The following is a 22313-nucleotide window of genomic DNA, read 5'->3' as shown; positions in this document are numbered from 1 at the left end:
ACGGTATGATGTATATGTTAGACTCAGGGAAACTTTCCGTTTTGCGATTCGGTTTTTGGACAGTAGTTTGGATCCTTTTTTGCGGGGTATTTTCGGACGTATTTGCGCAGACAGCGAGGTTTACGGTGAATGCGAATAACGCTAGCGTTATCAACGATAACGTTACTAAGTTGTATTGGCAGAAATGTATCTATCCTTATTCGTATTCGTCCACGGCGACTCCGGCGGGCTGTCAAAAGAACGCTTCGTATCCGGGTTCAGTCACGTTGACCTTTTCTAACGCTAGTAGTTATTGTTCTAATTATAATTCCGGCAGCGTTACTTGGAGACTGCCTAGTATCCAAGAATTGAAGTCCATTGTGGATCGATCCCAATTTGCGCCGGCATTGAATTCGATCTTTGATCCGGGGCAGGCGTCCTCCGGTAGCGGTGTTCCGGACTTTTTTTGGTCTTCGACGAAGTATGCGCAAAATAACGGGAATATTTGGACCGTGAATTTTTACTACGGTTATAGTTATTTTACCGCAGGTTCCGGTAATTCGTATTATCTGCGGTGCGTGTCGAGCACCCCTCAGTAATCCGAGTCTGCCCGATGCATGCTGATGTTATGCGAAATGAGCCCGGTTGACCGGTTACGTAAGTGAAACGCAATATTCTATTTTGGAATTCTCTAAGGAAAGAAGAGGGAACACGATGATTCAAGTTACTCCAGGAAAAACCGCCAGTAGAGGATCGAATTTTTACCGTTCTTTTTCTTTTTTTGATCGTAGGCGGTTTCTTAAGAATATTATCCAGGTTTTTTCCATAATTTTTGTCCTTTTCCCGCTTCAAGACGGCGTTTTTTCCCAGCCTGTCACCGCTCCGCAACTGAACCCTCAGGCTTATAATTGGCAGCAATGGCAGTCCCAGATGCAGGGAACATATTCGGTCGCGAATCAAACGCATGATACCACGAACTGGGATGCGATCGTATTACAAAGCTATGGTGTAGTTCAATCGGAATGGCAGGCTCAGGTGCAGGCTCAGATTTCCAGTATTGTGAGCGGCATCACGACTCAGGATAGTTTTCAGAGCGTTCAGGATTATAAGAATTATGTGTACGATACGTTGGAAAGCCAGGCTTCCGGTCTTTTGACCCAATGGCAGAGAGACGCCGAATTTTCCATCCAAACTCAACGGAATCAATATATCGATACGTATTACGGCGGGAATTTAACCACAGTCACCAATTTAAAGAATCAATTCGATAGCGAGTTTCAGGCGCTCATCAAGGGAGGAAGTCCTAATGTTACCGGGATTCAAGGAGTAGACACTAGCCTTTTAGGCACCTCTCAGCAGTCCTTGAGTCAGTTGGAACAACGGTGGTACAGCCAATTCAATTCTAATATCCAAAACGGACTTTGGAATTATGAACAGGGGCTCCAAAGCTTGACCAAGAGTTATCAAGGTTTGCTTGCACAAATCAACCAGACGGAGTCTCAATACCAAGCCTATTTGCAACAAATCCAATCCTACGAATCCGGCGTAAAGGATCAGATCAATCAAACGATTGCAGGGTATCAACAGTTTTTAAACGGGAACGATCTGTTTTGGAATACGGTGACTCCGCTAAAGGATACGAGTACCGGAACAGCAATTGCGGCGACTTGTCCGCCAGGAGACGTTTGTTCCAATAATTATTTTTACGATACGACTTCGAGCCAATTCGTCTCCAGTTGCCCTGCGGGGAATACTTGCGTACAACTGATGTACGATACCACGACGTCCAGTTATGTGAATCCGAGTTGCCCTGCTAGTGCAGCCAGCGGTTGTACTTCCTTTGCTTCGATTCATACTTCCTTGAACGCGGACGGAAAAGCATTTCAAAATCTAATCAATAATATCGAAACGGCAATCACTCAGGGAAAAACCGGTCTAGCCATATTCGATCAGAGCACGTCGCAGATGCTTTCGTACCCTCAGAGTTGTTTGAATACGGGAGAAGTTTGTCAACAAGGTTGGTATGATAGCACCCAACAGAAATTTTTAACATCGGCGAGCTGTCCTGCTGGAGATACTTGCTATAACGCGATTGTAGACGCTACAAATGCAGGTGCATTGACGGGACAGTATTATTCCAATACCTGTCCTGCCGGAGATTTGAATTGCATTACCTGTCCGACTACGGGATCGACTGCAGATACTTGTCATATCCAAAGCATGGAAATTTCACTCGTGTATGCCGCGAATGCGATCTCCGGATTTTTGGCCCAGGAGATCCAGAATGCACAGGGCCAGGTGGCTCTGTACCAATCCGGAGGGAGCACGAACGTAGATATCCAGAACGGATCCTTTATGCCTACCCCCGGTAACCCTTTTTCTCAGTCACCAACTCTTGTATACATTACGAGGCAAGATTTTCTAAGTGGAAATGCTTCAAGCCCAGGAGCTGTCGGTCTCGCTTGGAATATCGTGCAGTATTTGCAGAACCCGACTCATCAGGCGGAAGTTGCGTTTATGAATTATTTAACGAATGCATACTCTGCAAGTTTATCTGCTGGTGGAAGCACAGCTTGCCCAGCCCTTTTTTATAATAACGATGCATTCCATGCAAATGATTTTAATGCCGCATGTTTAGCTCAGTATTTAAGTGGGTTTGGACCAGGCTCTTTAGTGACTGGAATTAATTCCTCCGATTTAACTGCATTTCAAGATATAAACTTTCCCGGTAATACATCCGGTGGAATAAATAACTGGAGCGCTGATCCTGCCTATTGCCATGACTGGCTTGGGTGTTATGGAAATATATTTACTGGAGATCCGGCGGTTATCGGAGCCAATCAGACGTATTCGAGTAATCATACGATTGCAGGGGCTCCCGGTTCTAATTTTTACGACTATCTAGAGGATGAGTCCGGTTGCTACGGTTGGCCATTGATCTGCGCTGTTGGATTGGTTCAGTGGAGTGAGGATGCGATTGCTCTCAACCTGAATTATACAGTTTCCAATTTTAATTCGGGCGCGAATGCAACGACCTGGCAGAATTTGGCCACTCAGTTGCAAAGCTTTCAGTACAACTGGAACCAAAATGTGCTCCCGAGCGTTACCAATTGGACGGCACAGGTGAGTACCTTTGACGCTCAGTATGCGGCTTGGCATTTACAAGAGCAGACTCTTTTGGCTCAGGCACAGAGCGATTACTCTACAGGATTGCAGAACCTACAAACGAGTGAGACGACTTGGCTGACTCAGATGAATCAACTGCAAACTAAGGCCAATCTAGATTTTGCTTCCGCCAATAGCAAATTGAAGAGTAGTCAAAATCAAGCTGACGCACAACTACTTTCCCAAGAATTGCTCGGAAAATTGAATTTTAGCTCTGGAACGGATATTTCCGCCACTCCTAGTTCCGGCGCCAACTCCGGCTCTTTATTTAGCAATGTCACTAGCCAATTGTCTGGAATCAATCCGCAGGCCCAATATAATTCCCTGAATTTCGGACTATTGAATTCTTTTTCCTCTTCGTTTAATCAAGCGATCAGCGGCGCTTCGAATTTGACCCTTTTGTCTTCTACTAACAACGCGTTGTTAAACGATCGCATGAACTATATGCAACAGATGGCGACGAGCTTGTCGCATGAGAAGACGTTTACTCAAAACGGCCAGGATCAGCTACTAAGAGATAGCGGTAACCTATCGACGAAACGAGGTGACGACGGTAGGACGTATATAGTAAACCAAGACGGGAATTACGTTAATTATTGCGACCCAGCGACGAGCAAATGCGGGAACGAGACGATAGACCAATTTTTAACTTCCAAGTGCGGCTCGGATCTGACTGCGGCAGCTTGTAACGGATATACTACATTAAAATACTCGAATGTGAGAGTGGATTCCGCGGGGAATATCCAACTAGACGAGGCAATATATACTGGGGACGCGGTGGGCCAGGGAGATAATGCGTCGAATTATAATTTTACACAAAGGACTCAACATATCACGATCGGACCATCGCCTGCATTCCTGCTAGGCCACGGTGGGGGAGTGGGAAACATCTTCGATACTAATCCGGATCATCATGAAGGGGATCGGATCTCGGAAGTCATAGGAGCTAGCTTTGCGGGAGTGAATAATTTCTTTGCGAATGGCAATTATTCGAATTCAACGCTTTTTAAACTGGCAAGTTACGACGCTTTGAATAGCGCAAACGAGACTAAGGCGTCAATGAGCGCTAGTAGCCAAGCACAAACGGCAGGTATGGTTGCCGATTTTGTAGAAAACGTATTTTTAGGTGGGATGACGACTCAACAATGGGTGGCTCATGAAACGCATAACCTGGTCCAAAATGCGTATACTACTTTTCTTGTGAATGCATTTCACTTATCCCCGGAAGCTGCGTCCTTTTTAGCGGGTGCGTATATGGATCACGAAGCGTATAAGGCAGCCGAACATAATATGGGGATTTTAAGACCTATAGATAATTTGTTAAAAAACATGTTTCTTGATGGAGGTCTTTTAAACGGATTAGTCGGTCTTGGAATCGATATCACACACGCGGATGATCTACGAGCGATCCATCAATGGAGAGAGGACAAGTATGCCGCCTACGGCTTAATTGCATCAGAAGCGATGCGTCTTCAGAATTTCCCCCCGGATCAGATCGCACTCGTATCGCAGGTAGTAACCGATTATTTCCGAATGAGCGACGCAAAGACTGAGCTAGGAATGAAGGGTGCTTTACTTTCAGTACCTAGACTTGAGGGAATGGTCCATGCGATGACAGCATCGATGAGCGGTGCGTTGGCGGAAATAGAAGGTGTTATCGTAAAAAATATAACTCACGATTTGCATTCGACCGGAATGATTTCTTCTAGGGAAGAACAGAAATTCGATAAGGATCTTAGATACGGGATCAACGAAATCAAACTAGTATATGAGAAAAATGCGATCAAGACTTGGCAAGCGGACGTGGTCTCTATCTCGAAGGATGCGGTGCAGCTTTACGGGAAGCAAGCGGGGTTAGATCCCGCATATGTGAACCAAGTGGCGGATATGGTCGGCAATATGGTGTCCCGGGAGCAGGCGAGAGGCGAGTTACGAAAACTACATCTATTAGAAGATGTTCTCAGCGTAGGTGGAACCGCCCTCGATCGGAGCTTGTTTAAGGGTGGATTGAGTAGTATGCTTATGCAAGTTGCCCGTGGAATTTTGACTTCTTCGGCGGATATAGGAAGATCATTCGGGTTATTTACAAAATCGGAAACGAAGGACTTTTACAAGCAAACAAAAGACTGGTCGAATAGTATAACGGGAGCGTCTCTTACTGCGCAATCGCATCAAGGAGATTTAGATAAACACTGGTGGAAGGAGCAAGAGAGAAAACTTGTATTCGATCTGATCGGCAAGGCGATGGATCCGAACGGAGATCCTGCGGAACAGCAACTGATCGGACAATTATTGCAGAAAGTCTTTGACCAGAGAGAAGCGAAGAAACAGGCAAGACGCCAGAGAATGGATGAGGCGGAACAAGCCGTAGAAGTGGTGGCAGGAGTATTATTGACTGCGGCTTCCGGTGGAAGCGGAGTCGGGGTACTAGCTCAAGTGCTCGAGGATATCGGAAACTTTATCAACGTAGCGGATAAAGCCTCATTTGTGATGGATGGCCTAAATGCGGTTAAGTATGGATCGGAAGCGGTGATGGTCGGTTCTCAGACGTATGTGGGTTATGAAGAGGGTGGTAAGAATGGAGCGGTTGCTGGCTTTCTAAACGGACTCATCAGTGTAGCAACGATCGTGAATAAACTCCCTATAACCGGTTTTGTGTCTTGGACACCTCACCAAAATGCGAATATCTTAATGGGAGAAGAAGCAAAAGCCGGAGGCTGGGGAGGCGGTATAAGCGCAGCACTTCCAGGCGAATATAAACTCCCGATCAACGGTGGCTTAACGTTTACTCCGGGTAGCGGTTTGGATGTGAACTTGAATTATAATTTCCACGGTGGATATGTAGGGTTAGATTATAACCTTTCAAGCGGGAACTATACAGCGAACGGAGGGATGGATGTATATAAGAGTAGTGCTACAAACGCTCATCACTTAGGACTTTCATTATCTGCAAGTAAAGACGGAAGCGCTAGCGTAGGTGCATATTACAATTACGGGAAAACGAGCACACCGCCTAATTTGAGAGGTTCAGGAGGAACGTTTACCTATTCGAATGACGGTAAATTCAATTTAGGCGGTCAGGTATTAGGTGGAACGGTAGCCTCTGTATCTTATGACACGAATAGTCACAAATTCGAGAAAGTGCAAGGCAATGCAAACTGGCAAAACGAGATGCTGCTTGCGAGAGTTCAGGAGAACTCAAGTGAGAATTACGGAAAGAATCTAGAGAAAATATCAGATCTTGCGGGTCAGGCGTTAAGCTCGAATAATATTATAACTGAATCAGAAAGATTGTCCATGATGAATAGTCCGGATGGACAGCAGAAGATTCTGGAACTGTATTCTCAAAATAAAGAAACCTTAATCAACGGAGTGGAATCGGAAAGAGTTCGCGGAGACATGCGAGAAATTGCAGAGAAGAATAATCTGAAACTAGAATACGTCAAGGATTCTCCGACGACAGAGATAGGCAAGACACTCGCCAGACTTGGTGGGGATATCAAGATGATGTTTGGGATTTCGGACTCTGGGCTACTTGCGGTCGATAAAGACGGAACGTTCAGGGTATCTAGCTGTTTTGACGGATCGCAATTGATCTTAACCCCTAATGGGACCCGCAGGATTGACTCGTTAAAGATCGGAGAGGAAGTAAATACACTCAATGAAGAGACGGGAGAGGTAGAAGTCAGAAAGATCACGGAGACGTTTGTTCACGATGTGAAATCGATTCATAAGATAGGTTATGAGAACGATGTCACGGTCACGACTACCTGGAACCACCCATTTGCAGTTTTGAATCCAGGTGATCGGAATCAGAATTCCGGAGTGATAGGAAACGCATGGGTGAAAGCCGAGGACTTAAAAATCGGAGATAGAGGCATTACAAAACGGAGTATCCGTAGAGCCAAGCTGAAGATGCAGCTATCCAGAAGTTCTGTGTTATCTCCGGCTTCTATTATGTTTGGAGAGAATTCGTATATTGGAGAATATAAAACAAACTGGCAGACGGAAAGAGAAGGAACGCTTGGAATCCGTAAGGTAGAAGAATTCATCCATAGCCAGAAAGTGTATAACATCGAGCTCGAGGGGAATCATAACTACTTCATTAAGGTGGGGAATGAGTTTGTTGTGGTTCATAACTATCAAGTCGATGTCCGATTAGAAAAGATCCCAACGGATGATTTAGCAATGCTCAGTAAACCGAATTCCGATCCTAAATATGGCGAAGTTAAATGGGGGGATAAGACCTACAATCGTGTAATTGAAAAGGGAATAGTGCATTATGAAAGTCAAGGCCCGAACGGATCTAAAGAAGTAATTCGGGTTACGTCGAACGGGTATATAGAGCATAAAACCGTTTGGGGCGGTTTTATGGGACTTGGGGCGAGAGAATCGAAACCGTCATATTTTAAAGCGAATGAAACGAATTTAGCCGAGAGAAACGCCAATAAGGCGAATGGATTTAAAGAAGAACCGCTCGCACCGTATGAAAAGGCCGCAGATAGTCGTTATATAACGGATAAATTAAGTAAGCTTTGGTCAGAGAAAGGTATCGATGGCTCGAAGCATGGATTTGGAGTCAAAGAATTACGGCAAATGAATTCTTTTAGTAAGGAGCTAACGGTCGTAAATCACGAGCTTGAATTTACTAAAGCTAACAAATCTCAAGTGGAAGGAGCGGAAGCCAGAATTCGTAAGTTAGAAACGGAGAAATTTAGGCTTAATAAAGAATTGGATAAACTTTACGAAACCGCTAAAACTTCCTATACCAAATTAGGTTACGAATCGCGAGACGAGAATGGAAGATATACGGGCGAGTTTGCGAAATTCAACAAGGAACCGAGAGAGTTCGGAAATTCAGGGCAAAATACTAATCTTTTAATGAATGAAGTTAGCGTAAAAGCGCAATCAGTCTTGGGCTTTAAAGCAGGCGAACCCATGTATAAGGCAAGGATGCAGGAAATCCAAGATATCGTAAAAGATTTGGCTAATAATAGAAGTACTTCTAGACAAAACGAGGTTCCAAGAGAGGAATGGATTAGGACAGCGACTCGCGCTTTGGAAGATATATCCCAAAGGCCCGGCGAATCTAAGGAAGAATTCATGGAGCGCTTAAATAGCGGAGAGGCAGGTGCACAAGATAGGACTCATGGAACAGCCGTTCAATTAACGGTGGCTATTGAATTATTGCAGAAGGCCTATGCTAAAGGCGATTTAAAGCCCTCGATTCCACACGATGCACCGGACCGTGCACAAAGGCTGGAGAATTATAACAAATTTGTAGAGTTTGTTAAGAGAGGTTGGAGTCCTGAGTTGGGAAGTAAAACAGCAGCGGAGATTTGCCGGACGTATACGAATTACTTAGAAGCAGTCGACGCTAAAGTAACGAAGGCTAGCTTTGTAGAATGGTATACGTACAAAGGAATCAGTGGAGACTTGGGCTTTAGCCAGGGTGCACCGGTGGTTGATTTGGGTCATACCCCTGGATTTTCGAAGTCTTGGGGAGTGGAAACGGAAGGTTCGAATGATTTCGGCGGAGTTCGCTTGGATCCGAAAACCGGGGAGCTGAAAGGAATCGTGAATCCAATACCTGTAGATAGCTTAAAGCAAAAATTGAATGAATTTCCTACCGGCAAAGTTATCCAAGTATACGACGATACTAACGGAACCCCTGGAGGGAATCACTACTGTCTGTGGTTGAAAACGGAAAATGGTTGGGTGAATTACAATCATACCGGCGGTTACTCGGGAGGAGCAAAGGTTAAAGAGCTTATTCCATTTGATCGTAGAACGAAGGTATATAAGATATATTATTGAGGATATTGCGAGTGGTACTAAATAGGGTTCTAATAGTAAGTTTTACAATTTTGTTTTTCCTTTTTTCTTGTAGAGATGGATGTAAGTCGGAAGAAAATGCTCGAGATACTCAAGAAAAGCGTGATATTGCAGTAAGCGAAGTGGATAAGCAAGAAGAGAAAAATTTAATCATTATGAAGCTTAACGATCCGACCATTAAAGGGGTGTATGATATATCTTTTTCGGAACGATGGGCCCCTAAACTCGGAAGCGCAAGCCAGGGATCGATTTGTGCAGAAATAGAGCCTAACCAGGGAAAAATAAAAATCAAATTCAGCGGTCAGGATAATATTTTTTCTCTTAAGTTGCAACCAATGGAAGAGAATAATTTTAAAGTTCTTTTTGAAAACCAAGAAATATTAAAAGGGGTCTTTATACTTGAGAGTAAAACTCCGAAGGGCGTCCACGTCAAATTTTTTCAATTGAACGAAGAGATTAACCCTCAAATCAGGTATGATGAAGTGTATTCTAGTGGGTATTTATTAGAAAATCCAATTCATGTAAAAAGCTTTAAGACGATTCTCGATTGCGAAATGGAACAAGAGATTTCCGGTTGCTGGGAAAGTGATGAGAAGAATCGTCCCTGGAAAGATTGTCGTCCTCCCGGATACAATAACTTAAAGTATCGATAGGTAAAGAGAGAACTCACTTCTGCATGAAAACCCTTCTTAGCATTTGCGTTTTCGTCATTCTCCTTTTAACCGCTGGACTTCTATATGCCGGCTACTTACTAAAACAAAGTATGAATCTCCAAGACACGATCGAGTTTAGAAAATTCGGAACGCAAGCTTCTCCAGGAGCTGGTATTACATATCTAATCTTCAAACGCCCGAAGGATGTATTCGGTGCTCACAGATACTATTTTGCCGGTAAGAAGGTTGAAGACGAACTTCCTTTCGTTCAAAAATACTCTCCAATCTTAGATTCTGACAAAGACAAATTTGATAAGATCGAAGAGCTTGCAGAATGCGGTGGGGATGTATACGTGATTGTACTAAAAACGAACGAAACTCTACGGTATCTGAAGTTTACCGTATTCGATAAAGAGCCGCAAGTGGCAGATGAGAAGACTCTAAAGGCGTGTAAGAGAGGTCGACCGTGATGATTTTTACTTTGAGTGTATTCAAAATATCTTTACTCTCCTTTCTTACTATACTAAATTGGGTTATCTGTTAAGAGATAGCAAGTCGGTCATTGACAACGATTCTTTGAAGAAGGCGGATAGAACTTCGAAGAAGACAAAATTGCTAACTAAGTAAAGCGCCAGGGATGCGCAGGGCTTTAGTCCCGAGCTTGGTTAGAATGAGAACTCTTGAATAACCCAAAGAGCAGCGAAGGGATGAGCGGGACTCCGCGAACCCGGAGGCAGCCCGGTCCTCACGAAGTGAGGAGGCGCCATCGTCCATCGCATGAGAAGACGTTTACTCAAAACGGCCAGGATCAGCTACTAAGAGATAGCGGTAACCTATCGACGAAACGAGGTGACGACGGTAGGACGTATATAGTAAACCAAGACGGGAATTACGTTAATTATTGCGACCCAGCGACGAGCAAATGCGGGAACGAGACGATAGACCAATTTTTAACTTCCAAGTGCGGCTCGGATCTTACCGCAGCGGCCTGTAACGGTTATACGACATTAAAATATTCGAATGTACGAGTGGACTCAGCAGGGAATATCCAACTAGACGAGGCTATCTATACAGGGGATGCGGTCGGTCAGGGAGATAACGCATCCAATTATCATTTTACCCAGAGGGCTCAGCATATCACGATCGGGCCGTCGCCCGCGTTCCTGCTCGGTCACGGGGGCGGAGTGGGTAATATCTTCGATAATAATCCGGATCACCATGAGGTGGATCGGATTTCGGAAACCATCGGAGCTAGCTTTGCAGGAGTGAATAATTTCTTTGCGAATAGCAATTATTCGAATGCGATCCTTTCCAAGTTGGCGGGTTACGATGCTCTGAACAGCGCGAACGAGACTAAGGCGTCTATGAGCGCCAGTAACCAGGCTCAAACTGCCGGTATGGTCGCCGATTTTGTAGAAAGCGTATTTTTGGGCGGGATGAGTACCCAGCAATGGGTGGCTCATGAAACCCGTAATATGGTTCAAAACGCATATACCACTTTTCTTGTGAATGCATTTCACTTATCTCCGGAAGCGGCGTCCTTTTTAGCGGGCGCGTATATGGATCACGAGGCATATAAGGCAGCCGAGCATAATATGCGAGCCCTTAGCGAGGTGAGAAACGTCTTCCAAGCTTTGGGACCTTTGAGCGGACTCGATTATATAGCCGGAGATCTGATCTATAAAATTGGCGGAGGGCTATTTCATGCGCAGGATATGGTGGCCATCAGCCAGTGGAGGGATGATAAGACTGCGGTGTACGGCCTCATCATGACCGAATATGGTAAGTCCCAGAACTGGCCACCGGATACGATCCAACTCGCGTCACAATTGATGACGGATTACGTGAGACAAAACGACGCTAAAAACGAACTAGGAATGAGAGGGCAGATGCTATCGATCGGCCGTTTGGAAGGGTCGGTCCGAATGATGGAGGCGTCGCTGGAAGGTCCTCTTGCAGAAGCTGTAGGTTTCGTAGCGGAAGTATCTGCAAGAGTTCTGCAGAACGCACATGTGATCTCGAAGAGAGAAGAGAAGACGTTCGATAAGGACATGAGAGGAGTGATCAACTCACTGAAGTTGGTGGACGAGAAGAATGCGATCACTCAATGGCATAACGACCAAATCCAAGCGGCCCAATATGCGACTGCACAATTTGGCAAGGCGAACGGGTGGTCTGCGGATGAGATCAGTAAGATGCAACAAGTTGTCGGATCTTACATGAAACATAAGGAATCGCAGAGAGAGTTCGGAGAGACGTCGGGAATGTTTTCGTTGGGCCGAATCGAAGGGCAACTGAAATTAGCTCTTGCGAATGGCCATGGACCGATGGCTGAGGTTATCGGAGCGGTCGCTAAGGTAGGGTTAGAGGGTGCGAGAGATCTGCATTTAATCACAGGAGCGGATTACAAGCAGATCGAAGGGAATGTGCGCCAGGACGTGAATGCTGCTAAACTGAAAGAGTATAAAGACGCAGAGAAGAATTGGCAACAGGAGAAAATCGAGTTAGCGAAGACGTCGGTGGAGATCTACGGGAACCAAGCGGGTTGGGACCCGGCGTATACGCAACAGATGGAGCAGATCGTAGGGGAATATCTGACTCGGCAAGAAGCAAAGGCGGAACTGCGTAAATTGCATACGACCGAGTTTGCGCTACCGGGAATCGGTGGATTATTGTATCTGGACCATGTCCTCTTTAAGGGAGGAATCGAAGCGATGGTGATGAAAGTTGCTCGGGGAGTATTAGTCACACTTGCGGATATAGGGAAGGGATTCGGAATCTTTAGTAAATCGGATACTAAGAGTATCTATCATCAATCGAAAGATTGGTCGGATAGCGTGACCGGAGCGGCACTAGAGGCTCAGACACAGGTAGGACTTATTAATAAATCGTTTATTAAACAGAAGGAAAGAGAGTTACTCTTTGATTTTATAGCGAAAGCAATCGATCCGAACGGAAGCGAACAAGAAGTGCAGAACTTTGCGTCCTTGTTGAGATCGTATATGGACAAACGCGAGGCTAAGAAGCAGGCTAGGGAAGAGAGGGTCAACGAAGCGGAACAGGCTGTAGAGCTTGTTGCCTCGGCAGTGATCAGCTTTTGCACGGCAGGGGCAGGGTCTGCAAGTTTACTAGAAACAATTGCCGCGATAGCGAGTGACGTTAAGAATGTTATGACGTTTTCAACAGAGGCAATGGACGTTTTCCAAATGGTTAGGGCCGGGGCCGTGATAGCAGACGTGGCTACGCAAACAGTAATTGGCGGTGAACAGGGCGGAACGAACGGCGCTATTGCAGGATTTGTAAATGGGATTTTATCGACAGCGACTATAGCGGGTAAGTCGCCTATGACTGGCTTCGTATCTTGGAATACGCACCGAAATGCAGATATTCTAATGGGAGAGGATGCAAAAGCAGGCGGCTGGGGGGGCGGGTTCGGATATTCCACCGGTGAAGTTAGTCTTGGAGTCAGTTTTGCACCTGGAAGCGGCCTTGACGTTAACGTAAATTATAATGGTGGATACGTACCAAAAGGATCCTTTCTCGGAATCGATTACAGTACTGGAAGCGGCAATTATACCGTAAACGGCGGATACGATTTCAATCCGAACGGTACCCACCATCTTGGGCTTTCACTTTCTGCGAGTAAAGACGGTTCCTCGAATGCAGGAGTTTTTTATAACTATGGTCGTAACGACCAAGAGACGAAACTCGGACCGAATGGAGAGAAAACTACCGTCCCGAGTCGTTGGAACGGAGTCATGAACGGTGGAGCTTCCCTTACGTATTCGAACGACGGCAGCTTTAATCTGAGCGGGCAATACAGAGGAGCGACTGTGGCCTCTGTCGACTTTGACCCGAATACTCATAAGTTCGGATCAGTACACGGGAATGCGAACTTCCAGAATGAATTGGGCAATAACGTAATCCAAGAACATGCGGGAGAGTTGAAGGCCGAAGGAGTGAACCATAACGCGGAAGTAGTGGGTCACGTGTTGTCTGAGAATGGTCAGATCAAGGAATCTACGGTGCAAGAGATGATCGCACAAGGTAGAGGACATGAATTACTCGAGATGTATCAGAACTATAAGGATAGTACGATCAAGAAGTTCGGCCAGGAGTCTTGGGAGACGAAGTTTGAGAATACTGCGGTAGCGCTGAAAGATAAATATGATCTTGATATTAGCCTTAAAAAAGGAGAGTCGTCGGACGGAGTCATCGAGAATACATGGACCCGTTTGAAATCGGACGTATTACTTTCGTTTGGAGTATCGGATACGGGGGGTGTCCGAAGTGACGGAAGTAAGAAGTTTGAATTCGACTCTTGCTTTGTAGCCGGTACGCTAGTAAGAACTCAAACCGGGTTTAAAGCAATCGAGCAGATCCGAGTGGGAGATTACGTATTATCTCACAATGAGAATACGGGTAAGCTATCATATGAGAAAGTCACAGAGACGTTTATCCATGATGTACCTTTAATCCATAAGATCACATATGCAAACGGAACAACAGTAGAGACTACGTGGAACCATCCTTTCTATGTAAAGGGACAAGGTTGGACTCAAGTGAAGGATTTGTCACCATCGAATCGATCTGTGACACTTGCCAGTATCCAGAATACAGCGATACTATCCGAGATGAATGTAAAACAACGAATACCGATTGGAACATCATTGTCGTCGATCCGTCCTACGGCAAGCTATGAATCTGATTGGTCGGATACGTATGCGGGTACGTTAGGGATCCGTAAGATAGAAGAGATCCGTAGGAATGATCGAGTGTATAACCTCGAGGTAGAGGGTAACCACAGTTATTTTGTAACGAAGGCCGGGGTGCTGGTGCATAATTATGAGGTCAGAATTAAAGAAGATAGATTAAATAATACCGATACAAAAGCGTTAACCGATTTTAGCGAAAGAAGTAAGCCAGGCGCGGATCCTAAATACGATAAATTTGTCTGGGGTGATAAGACTTATCATAAAGTTATTGAAAACGGTTTAGTGAATTATGAAAGAACCACTCCAGATGGATTGAGGGAAAAACTTCGTGTAACTAAAGACGGATATATTCAGCAAAAACTTCAGTGGGGAGGATTTGTCGATGGTAAACCTGGAGGTGAAAAAGTAGCGTATTTCAAACCTAACGGTCAAGAGGCATTTGTCAGAAAGGAAAATTTAACGGTCGATACCGGTTCAGATAAAGTATCGTACGTAAAACCGGATCCGACTAAGGTTAAAGAGATTCAAAAGAATTTGATTAAAGACTATGCTAATAAAGTTCAGGAGCAATTTAACGATCCTAAGCTTTTATCTAATACAAAGCAATTATCGAAAGATGTCGAATTGAATGCTAAGAGCGACAAAGATGTGGCAAGAGCCAAAGAGCTAAAAACATCCGTTGCTGAATTGGAGAAAGCATTAAAAACAACCCCGAAGAAAGATGTCGTTAAAATAGAAGAACTAAATAAGAAAATCAGTTCAGCAAAGATTGAAATGGCAGATCTTTATAAGAGGGTCATGATCCCGCTAGAGATGGCAAGGATCGAGAGAGTAATGGAAAGGACTTTTGCAAAGCTTAAGCCGCAAGGTACGGGTGAATTCTTAAGAGAATTAACTTCTCCAGAATTTAATGATCAATTTGCGGATCATAAAAATGCAGGAATGGAAATTCCGATCAGAGTCGTAATTGACTATCTTCGTGCTCAAGGTGATTCAAAATTTACTGCTAACTTTGATGTCTACAAAGATTTTAGTAGAAAGATACAAGAATCTGAAGGTAAGCTTCACGACATGGCAAATACATTGAAAGCATTCCGAGAGAATCCAAATATTGATGAGAAAACCATGAAAATTCTCGAGAAAGATATGACTAAGAATATGGATAAAGAGCGGAAGGTCCTCGCAGGTTTAGAATCTGAGCGAACAGGGGAAAAACAGTTAGAAAGGATTAAAGCAAATCATAATCTAATCTTTGCGAAAGATAAATCGGGAAATTATAAATATAGTTCCGATGAAATTGCAAAAGCGAGCAAGTCGGCAATATGTCGTGGTGACTCTAATTTTATGCAGGGCATAGCGAATGGGAAACACGGGTGGTCATTCGGGGAATACTATATGAATAAGATCCTGTCAGGTGATATTGAACCTGGAAAAGAGACGACTAAAACTGGAATTGTGCTTGATGGGGGTAGGCTTGCAGGTTTCGATAAGGAAGTTGCGAGAGCTGACTGGATGCCGACTGGAATGGGATTTAATGAAGCGAATGATTTTGGGGGTTCTCCGATGTCTGTTGATAAAACCCAAGAGATCTATAGAACCTTAAAGCCAGGTCAAGTAATGCAAGTCTGGGCCGATACTGATAGTAAGGTCGACGGCCTTTTGAATATGAGGAGTAAACCCGGACCCAATCATTATTATGAAATTGGAATGGATGAGGCCGGCAGGCCCTTATATTTAAATCATACGGATCAAGCTATACTCTACTCGGATCAAAATGGAGATACGAAGGCATTGAGACATGGATCAGTGATTCCGCCGGAAGCATGGAATTCACTAAGAATATTCGCAGTTTATAAATAGGATATCGAATGAAAAATTTAAGGACCAAAATACTATTCTTTTTGATAATTCAAGTTTGTTTTTCATGTCATGATAAAGTGGCCGAGCAGCGAGACAGGGTGGAAAGGAAATTACGCTCGGTATATGAATTGGGCGGCTCTATGGCGACTTTCTTGGGAGTAAAAGGAGAGGTTGGAAATGCATTTTATTGTTTTGATTTTAGACCTGATGAACAAAGAGCATTCGTGAAATTTATCGGTTTTCCGCCAACATATGAATTGCAAGCCGTTAAAATAGACGCAATTAATTATAAACTCATTTATCAAAATGGTGAATCAACTTTGAAGTTTGATATTAACGAATCAGGAAAGCCAGAGGATGTTAATTATATGTTAGAAGCTCGCGTTTATCAGAATTTTAAGGGGCTTCAGGGATCTAGTATTCTCGGAGATATCGATTTGGTTTTAGGACCTGGGATGCGTTCAGTTAGATTTGGTAGACAGGATACATTCGAGGAATGTGAAGAAAGGCATTTTGAATTACAAAAACTTAGTAATCAAGCGGACGAAGATGAGAAGAAATATATCCTGGAAAAAGAACAGTTAGATAAAGAAAGAGCCGAAAAAGGATTAAAGTAGCTTTTGAGTAAACGCGTTTTCTACATCATTATATTGGAAGCATTTTTGTGAAGATGCTGATTGTCTTGTCTCTATTTTTGAATGCTGTTTTGCTATGTATTTTAATTTTTACGGGGAAATTACTGTTAGATAGTACGAAGCTTGAAGATTCAGTTGCATATGGATATGATGGTAGTGAAGAATCCTTATCTTATCTTATTTTAAAGCGACCTAAGAATGTCTTTGGCGGTTATAAATACTATTTTGGGGCAAAGATCGGAAGAAATGAGCCGCCCTTTGTTCAGAAATATTCACCCATCTTGGATTCGGATAGAGATAAATTTGACCAAATAGCAAGTTTAGATCCTTGCGGACAGGACACGTATGTTCTTACGCTCAAAACGAACGAAACTCTAAGGTATTTGAAGTTTAACGTATTCGATAAGGAACCGAAACCTACTGATGAGAAGGGGCTTGTTGCTTGCAAAAGACATTGATGATTAAATATACAGAGTTCTCATATGATAAAGTTTTTAGAAAAAATTAAAGAGGTAAATTCAATGCAAAATGGGCTTGTCTCACTATTCGCCGTTTTTGCAAAATTGAGAATTAAAGCTTCAGAGCAGAGTAAGAAATTCTGCAGTATATTTCTGATTTTACTTTGGTTTCCGGCATATGGACAAGATGATCCCTCTTTAGTTTTGCGTTTTGAAACTGAGGCTGAATATGTTGATTTTTATTACGCTTTAGATCCGGTTCTTCGGCAAATTTATCCGAAAATTTCGGTAGCCTGGGTAAAGAGAAACACTTCGCAGTATGAAACAGATCTTCATAATATTATACTTTTAGCAGATAGGGACTTTAATGGTCAAAAGAAAGCCTCCCCTGTTCAAGTGGTGGCGGACGATTTGGGCCCAGCGATTGTACCAATAATATCTCGAGGATTCCCGCTGCTTGCGAAGAGAATAAAGACAAAGGAGAACGAAGCTAGTTGGGTGGTTGTTATTGGTTTTTTAGAAAACGGTGGGAAATTTATTATCGATGATTCGAAGATAGGCAATAATAGGATAGAGATTCCGGCAAAAGACATTAATGTTGCTTATTATTTTACCCATTTGAACAAAGTGTCTAAAAAGATCTGACGAATTATTTGACAACCGTTTGTTGAAAGTGAAACAGCATGAGAAAAATATGAAGAAATTATCAATTATTCTGTTCCTGGCTATTTCGAGTGTAGCGGATTGTCAATCTTTGGAAAAGACTCGGACTCGAGAGTTGGCTGAGAATTTCAAAGAATTGCTTAGAGAAAGGAAAGTTTTAATTCGTCAGATAGTTCCACCTAAGTTCAGTCCGGTTCCGGTGGACCCAGAAGTTCTATTCCGGTATGATTATGCCTTAAAATCCGTGGAGGCGGGAATCGAGATACGTTATACTATATATTCAATTCCTGCTTATTTGAAGAAGCTAGCAGAATTTAAAAAAAATAACCCTGATGCAGTTATCGCTCCACCGAAAAAGAATGATTACATACCGGAATTTATCATGAATCTCCAGAATCTTGCTGGGACCCCTGAAAATATATTCTCATCGAAACCGTTCCCAGAAAATGCCGTTAAAGATGAATTTGGAGCTGATTGGGGCAGTAACTCATATCTGGAATTGAATCCAACATATGATAAAAATTACAAATATTGCAGCTTAGTAGTGATTCATAAGGATAATGTAGCTGATGTATATATATTTTATTTATCAAAGGATAAAGATAAATTGGTTAAATTTTTAAAAGAAACCCATCTGTTTTACAATTTGCGGTTTCTTTAAGATGAGGTCGCTATTTTAATGAGGCTCGCAAAAAATAAGAAAGAAACCTTCAAAATACTTTACCCTCTTTCTTTACTATACTAAATTGGGTTATCTGTTAAGAGATAACCGATTGGTCATTGGCAACGATTCTTTGAAGACGGCGGATAAAACTTCGAAGAAGACAAAATTGCTAACTAAGTAAAGCGCCAGGGATGCGCAGGGCTTTAGTCCCGAGCTTGGTTAGAATGAGAGTTCTTGAATAACTCAAAGAGCAGCGAAGGGATGAGCGTGACTACGCGAACCCGGAGGCAGCCCGGTCCTCACGAAGTGAGGAGGTGCCATCGTCCATCGCATTAGAAGACGTTTACTCAAGACGGGAATTACGTTAATTATTGCGACCCTGAGGCTCGCAAAAACTAAAGTAACAGACGAAACTGCTGCCATAGCAAACAAAGAAGTATTTTTTTTAAAGAACCTCGGGACTTATCCAGAGTTTGAGCGAATGAGTAAGAGAAAATTTCGAAATAAATGCGGTAAGCATTCCGTTATTAGGCATATTTGAAACTCAAAACATGGCATACGGGTATGGATATCCCGCTTCGAGGAGTGTTCGAATTCGCTTAATAGTAATCGTTAAATAAACTTAAACTGCTTTTTCGTACGAATAAGTATGGTAAAGCCCGCCGAGAGTCGGGGTGGAAATGAGTTTTGCGTCGGGTGGCCTTTCCATAATAGGAGAACTGACTGGGGTATCCTTTTCGATGGAAATATGGGTTCTATGATGATTATAAAAATGAATGAACTCATCCAAATTTCTATACAAATGATATTCATTTAATGGAATAAAGAAATCCAAGAATTCGTTTCTGCAAGTTTTAATCCAGCGTTCTGCGTAGCAGTTTTGCCAAGGAGATCTTGGGGTGGTTTTTTTATGTTTAATCCCCAACCTTTCCAAATATTTAGTAAATCGTTTTCCGAATAGTGGATCGTGATCCGAAAGAAAGTAATGAACATTTTTATTCCCTCGTTTCCGAATTGAAAATTTTAGAACTTTCCTCATCCATCTTGTAGTAGGATTGGTATGAATATCGAAGTGTAAAATCTGCCTTGATCCTACGTGAAGAAAGAAAACGACTCTGAAGATTTCTTTAAAATTAGCTGAATAGACGGTGAACGTATCCGAGACAACCATGGCGTCCGCATGTAAAGCATAGAATTGCTTCCAGAGAAATCGCTTTTTGGGATCGGGAGGTCGTTTCGGAATATACTTAGAGACAGTTCGTTCAGAGATATCGTAACCGAGTTTTCGAAGTAGGCCGTGTAGTTTGGTCGCTCCCCAGACCCTGTTTTCTTTAGCGACGTTTCTGATTAGCTTGATTAGAGCCCAAGGGATATTAGGTCTGCCGGGTTTCTTTCTTTTAGAGATCATTGCCCAGAAGGTTTTGAATTTACGTTTTCTCCAAGAGAGAATCGTTTTTGGTGAAACGATGATTAGCGAATCTTGCCAATTTTTAAGTAGGTAGGAAAGTAATACGATTTTGATTCTTTCGAAAGGAGTCGTACGAAACTTCTTTGTTTTACGTTTGTATGCGGTTAGTTGCGACTTAAGGAAAAGAATTTGCAGTTCAGTCCGTGATTGCACTCTGAAAGTAGTTATGAAATAGAGAAGTAGGACTCCGTTTAACAGAATGGAAAATTCAAAATACAAGTAGCGGATTCCTTTTGATTTATGCCATTATTTGAAAATAGATAGATGATTCAAGTTGTTAGATGGGACTTTGAAAGGGATTTGCGCGTGTAAGGTTGACGGACACTATCTTCCGTATGTCTGAAATAAATAATCCTCACGATCGACTGATTCGGGAGACATTTCAGGTAAGATGTCCCCATTTTTAGTACCTGTGTAATGCGTGAAAATCCTCTTATGTAGATCGTCTTAAATATTCCTCTGGGGTCAATCCTCCGAGTAACTATGCGGCTTTTTTGAATTGTAGAAGATTCTCCGCTCTTCGATAAGCGGCTGGGCTTCTTCAATATGTTTGAACCGATCTTCGTTCAAACATTCGTTTCGTATTTTTCCATTAAAGCTATCGATGAAAGCATTTTCGGTCGGCTTGCCGGGTGTGATAAAATGAATATCGGCTCCTTTCTCGAAAGCTCATCTTAAAAAAGTTTTCGATGTGAATTCAAGACCGTTATCGGCAACAATCTGTTTCGGCAGGCTATACTCTTCAGATGCAAAAATCGACCTTGACATAATATTATCCTTAAATAGCATCACAGAACTTTGATTGGCAACGGTACTATAGTCCAGTAATATCTAAAGTAACCAATGAGTTTGATTAAAACCGAACAGGTATGCGCTTTTGCCGCCGTTCGATTTAGAAAGAAGTTTGATAATGGTAATGAATTCTAATTTGATTTTTGGAGTCGTCATGATGCGTTTATTTCTGTTCTGGAGCCTAATAATTTTAATCAATTCTTGTTCAGCTTCTCAAAGCCAGGGGTCATCTGAACCTGTAAACGCCAATATGAACTACGAGTTTGCGCAATTTGAAAACGAACCAATGTTGGTGACAGGAACTACCAACGGTTCCATTAGCCTCCTCGGAATAAGTTTCCAAGGAAGTAATATTCTTCTAATGATTCCGGGAAAAATCGAAAAATATAAAAAATTGGCCGACGGACAATTCGGTCTGCTGATCGGCCCGAATATGCTTCAATTAGCTTTAATAAAGAAAACAAAATTTCTGAAACCCGAGTTTCTAAAGAAAGAAGATACGTTTATCCTCGCCGGTTATTACGAGTGGGAGAAAGCCTATCAGCTACAAGCTGGCACAGGTTCTTATAGCGCAACACCTCAATTCGCGACTCTGAACGCAACGGGCCAGCGCGTTTTATTATACCAATATGATCAACCCGTTGAATCGCAAAAATTCGGGGATAATTCCTTAATCAGCACACTGGCGGGGTCCTTTGTAGATAAAGATCAGATACTCTCAGTAGTCGTCCCTATTTTAAAGAAAGATAAAATAGAGGAAAAGCGGGAGTTTTCAAATATAGTTATTTCGAACGTGAAATTTATCGATAAAAAACCGGATATTAATCTTTTGAAATCGATCGTTTACACGGTTCAAAAGAAGTAATTTTTCTTTTTCTCTTGGAGAGATTGGATCACCACTCGTGGATCGGATTTAAGGGAAAAGAATCAGGAAGTTAGAATCTTGCTTAAACAATCCGTCCGATCTATTAATTCCTTATTCGGAAACTATAAGAACGGCTTTCCGAATATAAACGATTTCGATCGAAGAATACTTTGATTTTCGGTCCTTTCTGAAAGAATTGCGGAGCCTATTTCGGCCCGAATTTCAGGAAGTATAGGGAGGAACCTTGAATCTATCTGATTCTTAAAACTCGAGTTCGGAAGATTGCGAATCCCCGATGATCCTCATTCTGAAACCGTGAGGTAATTTATTCCAAACAGCGATGAACATTTTTTTCCAGATCATCGCTTTCGGTTTCCTCGCATTTGGTGCAATTTTCATGTCGCTTACCATTAACCGTTGATAGTATGTATGACGCGAAAATTCGTAAGGAACCGCCCTCTTTAATTCCGATTTCGGATTCGGAAATTTCATTTGCGAATCGAAAAGGCGTTATGATTTTTCCTATTTTTTTCGTATCCGCGTGAATTCGCGGAAAGCTTG

Annotated in this window: 11 protein-coding genes and 1 pseudogene; 10 read left to right on the top strand and 2 right to left on the bottom strand. The window is 42.8% G+C overall.

Annotated elements, in window-relative coordinates:
* Nucleotides 1-5 precede the first annotated feature (5 nt).
* The 9 genes from LEP1GSC058_RS11385 to LEP1GSC058_RS11345 all read left to right on the top strand — a co-directional run bounded on the left by LEP1GSC058_RS11385 (nucleotide 6) and on the right by LEP1GSC058_RS11345 (nucleotide 18624).
* Nucleotides 6-578 (top strand): Lcl C-terminal domain-containing protein, encoded by a 573-nt coding sequence (locus tag LEP1GSC058_RS11385; protein ID WP_156860683.1) that lies wholly within the window; start codon nucleotides 6-8, stop codon nucleotides 576-578.
* Nucleotides 579-693: 115 nt separating this feature from the next.
* A complete protein-coding gene (locus tag LEP1GSC058_RS11380) occupies nucleotides 694-8961 on the top strand; it encodes a TIGR04388 family protein (RefSeq protein ID WP_156860682.1) in 8268 nt (2755 codons plus the stop codon).
* Nucleotides 8962-8972: 11 nt separating this feature from the next.
* Nucleotides 8973-9632: a lipoprotein gene (locus LEP1GSC058_RS11375; RefSeq protein WP_016550222.1), complete on the top strand. Its 660-nt coding sequence runs from the start codon at nucleotides 8973-8975 to the stop codon at nucleotides 9630-9632.
* A gap of 23 nt (nucleotides 9633-9655) precedes the next feature.
* Nucleotides 9656-10102, top strand: coding sequence for a hypothetical protein (locus LEP1GSC058_RS11370; RefSeq protein ID WP_016549662.1), 447 nt, complete (start codon nucleotides 9656-9658; stop codon nucleotides 10100-10102).
* Between the two features lie 237 nt (nucleotides 10103-10339).
* Nucleotides 10340-16207 carry a TIGR04388 family protein gene (locus tag LEP1GSC058_RS11365; protein WP_232224680.1) on the top strand — a complete coding sequence of 1956 codons (5868 nt, stop codon included), beginning with the start codon at nucleotides 10340-10342 and terminating at the stop codon, nucleotides 16205-16207.
* Nucleotides 16208-16215: 8 nt separating this feature from the next.
* A complete protein-coding gene (locus tag LEP1GSC058_RS11360) occupies nucleotides 16216-16824 on the top strand; it encodes a lipoprotein, tandem type (RefSeq protein ID WP_016550830.1) in 609 nt (202 codons plus the stop codon).
* 56 nt (nucleotides 16825-16880) lie between these two features.
* Complete coding sequence (locus tag LEP1GSC058_RS11355; RefSeq protein ID WP_039948585.1) at nucleotides 16881-17300, top strand: hypothetical protein; 420 nt, start codon at nucleotides 16881-16883, stop codon at nucleotides 17298-17300.
* A gap of 24 nt (nucleotides 17301-17324) precedes the next feature.
* Nucleotides 17325-17945, top strand: a complete 621-nt coding sequence (locus LEP1GSC058_RS11350; RefSeq protein ID WP_232224679.1) for a hypothetical protein — start codon at nucleotides 17325-17327, stop codon at nucleotides 17943-17945.
* 49 nt (nucleotides 17946-17994) lie between these two features.
* Nucleotides 17995-18624: a hypothetical protein gene (locus LEP1GSC058_RS11345; RefSeq protein WP_016550820.1), complete on the top strand. Its 630-nt coding sequence runs from the start codon at nucleotides 17995-17997 to the stop codon at nucleotides 18622-18624.
* A 625-nt stretch (nucleotides 18625-19249) separates the two neighbouring features.
* Here the strand turns inward: LEP1GSC058_RS11345 and LEP1GSC058_RS11340 are convergent.
* Nucleotides 19250-20314: an integrase core domain-containing protein gene (locus tag LEP1GSC058_RS11340; protein ID WP_016549626.1), complete on the bottom strand. Its 1065-nt coding sequence runs from the start codon at nucleotides 20312-20314 to the stop codon at nucleotides 19250-19252.
* Between the two features lie 214 nt (nucleotides 20315-20528).
* Nucleotides 20529-20842, bottom strand: a pseudogene (locus LEP1GSC058_RS20625) (integrase core domain-containing protein); the annotation flags it as partial.
* Between the two features lie 169 nt (nucleotides 20843-21011).
* Between LEP1GSC058_RS20625 and LEP1GSC058_RS11335 the strand changes: the two are divergent.
* Nucleotides 21012-21752 carry a hypothetical protein gene (locus LEP1GSC058_RS11335; RefSeq protein WP_156860680.1) on the top strand — a complete coding sequence of 247 codons (741 nt, stop codon included), beginning with the start codon at nucleotides 21012-21014 and terminating at the stop codon, nucleotides 21750-21752.
* The last annotated feature ends 561 nt before the right edge of the window (nucleotides 21753-22313 follow it).

This window comes from Leptospira fainei serovar Hurstbridge str. BUT 6 (assembly GCF_000306235.2).
Classification (GTDB): domain Bacteria; phylum Spirochaetota; class Leptospiria; order Leptospirales; family Leptospiraceae; genus Leptospira_B; species Leptospira_B fainei.
This window is presented reverse-complemented; position numbering and strand designations above follow the sequence as displayed.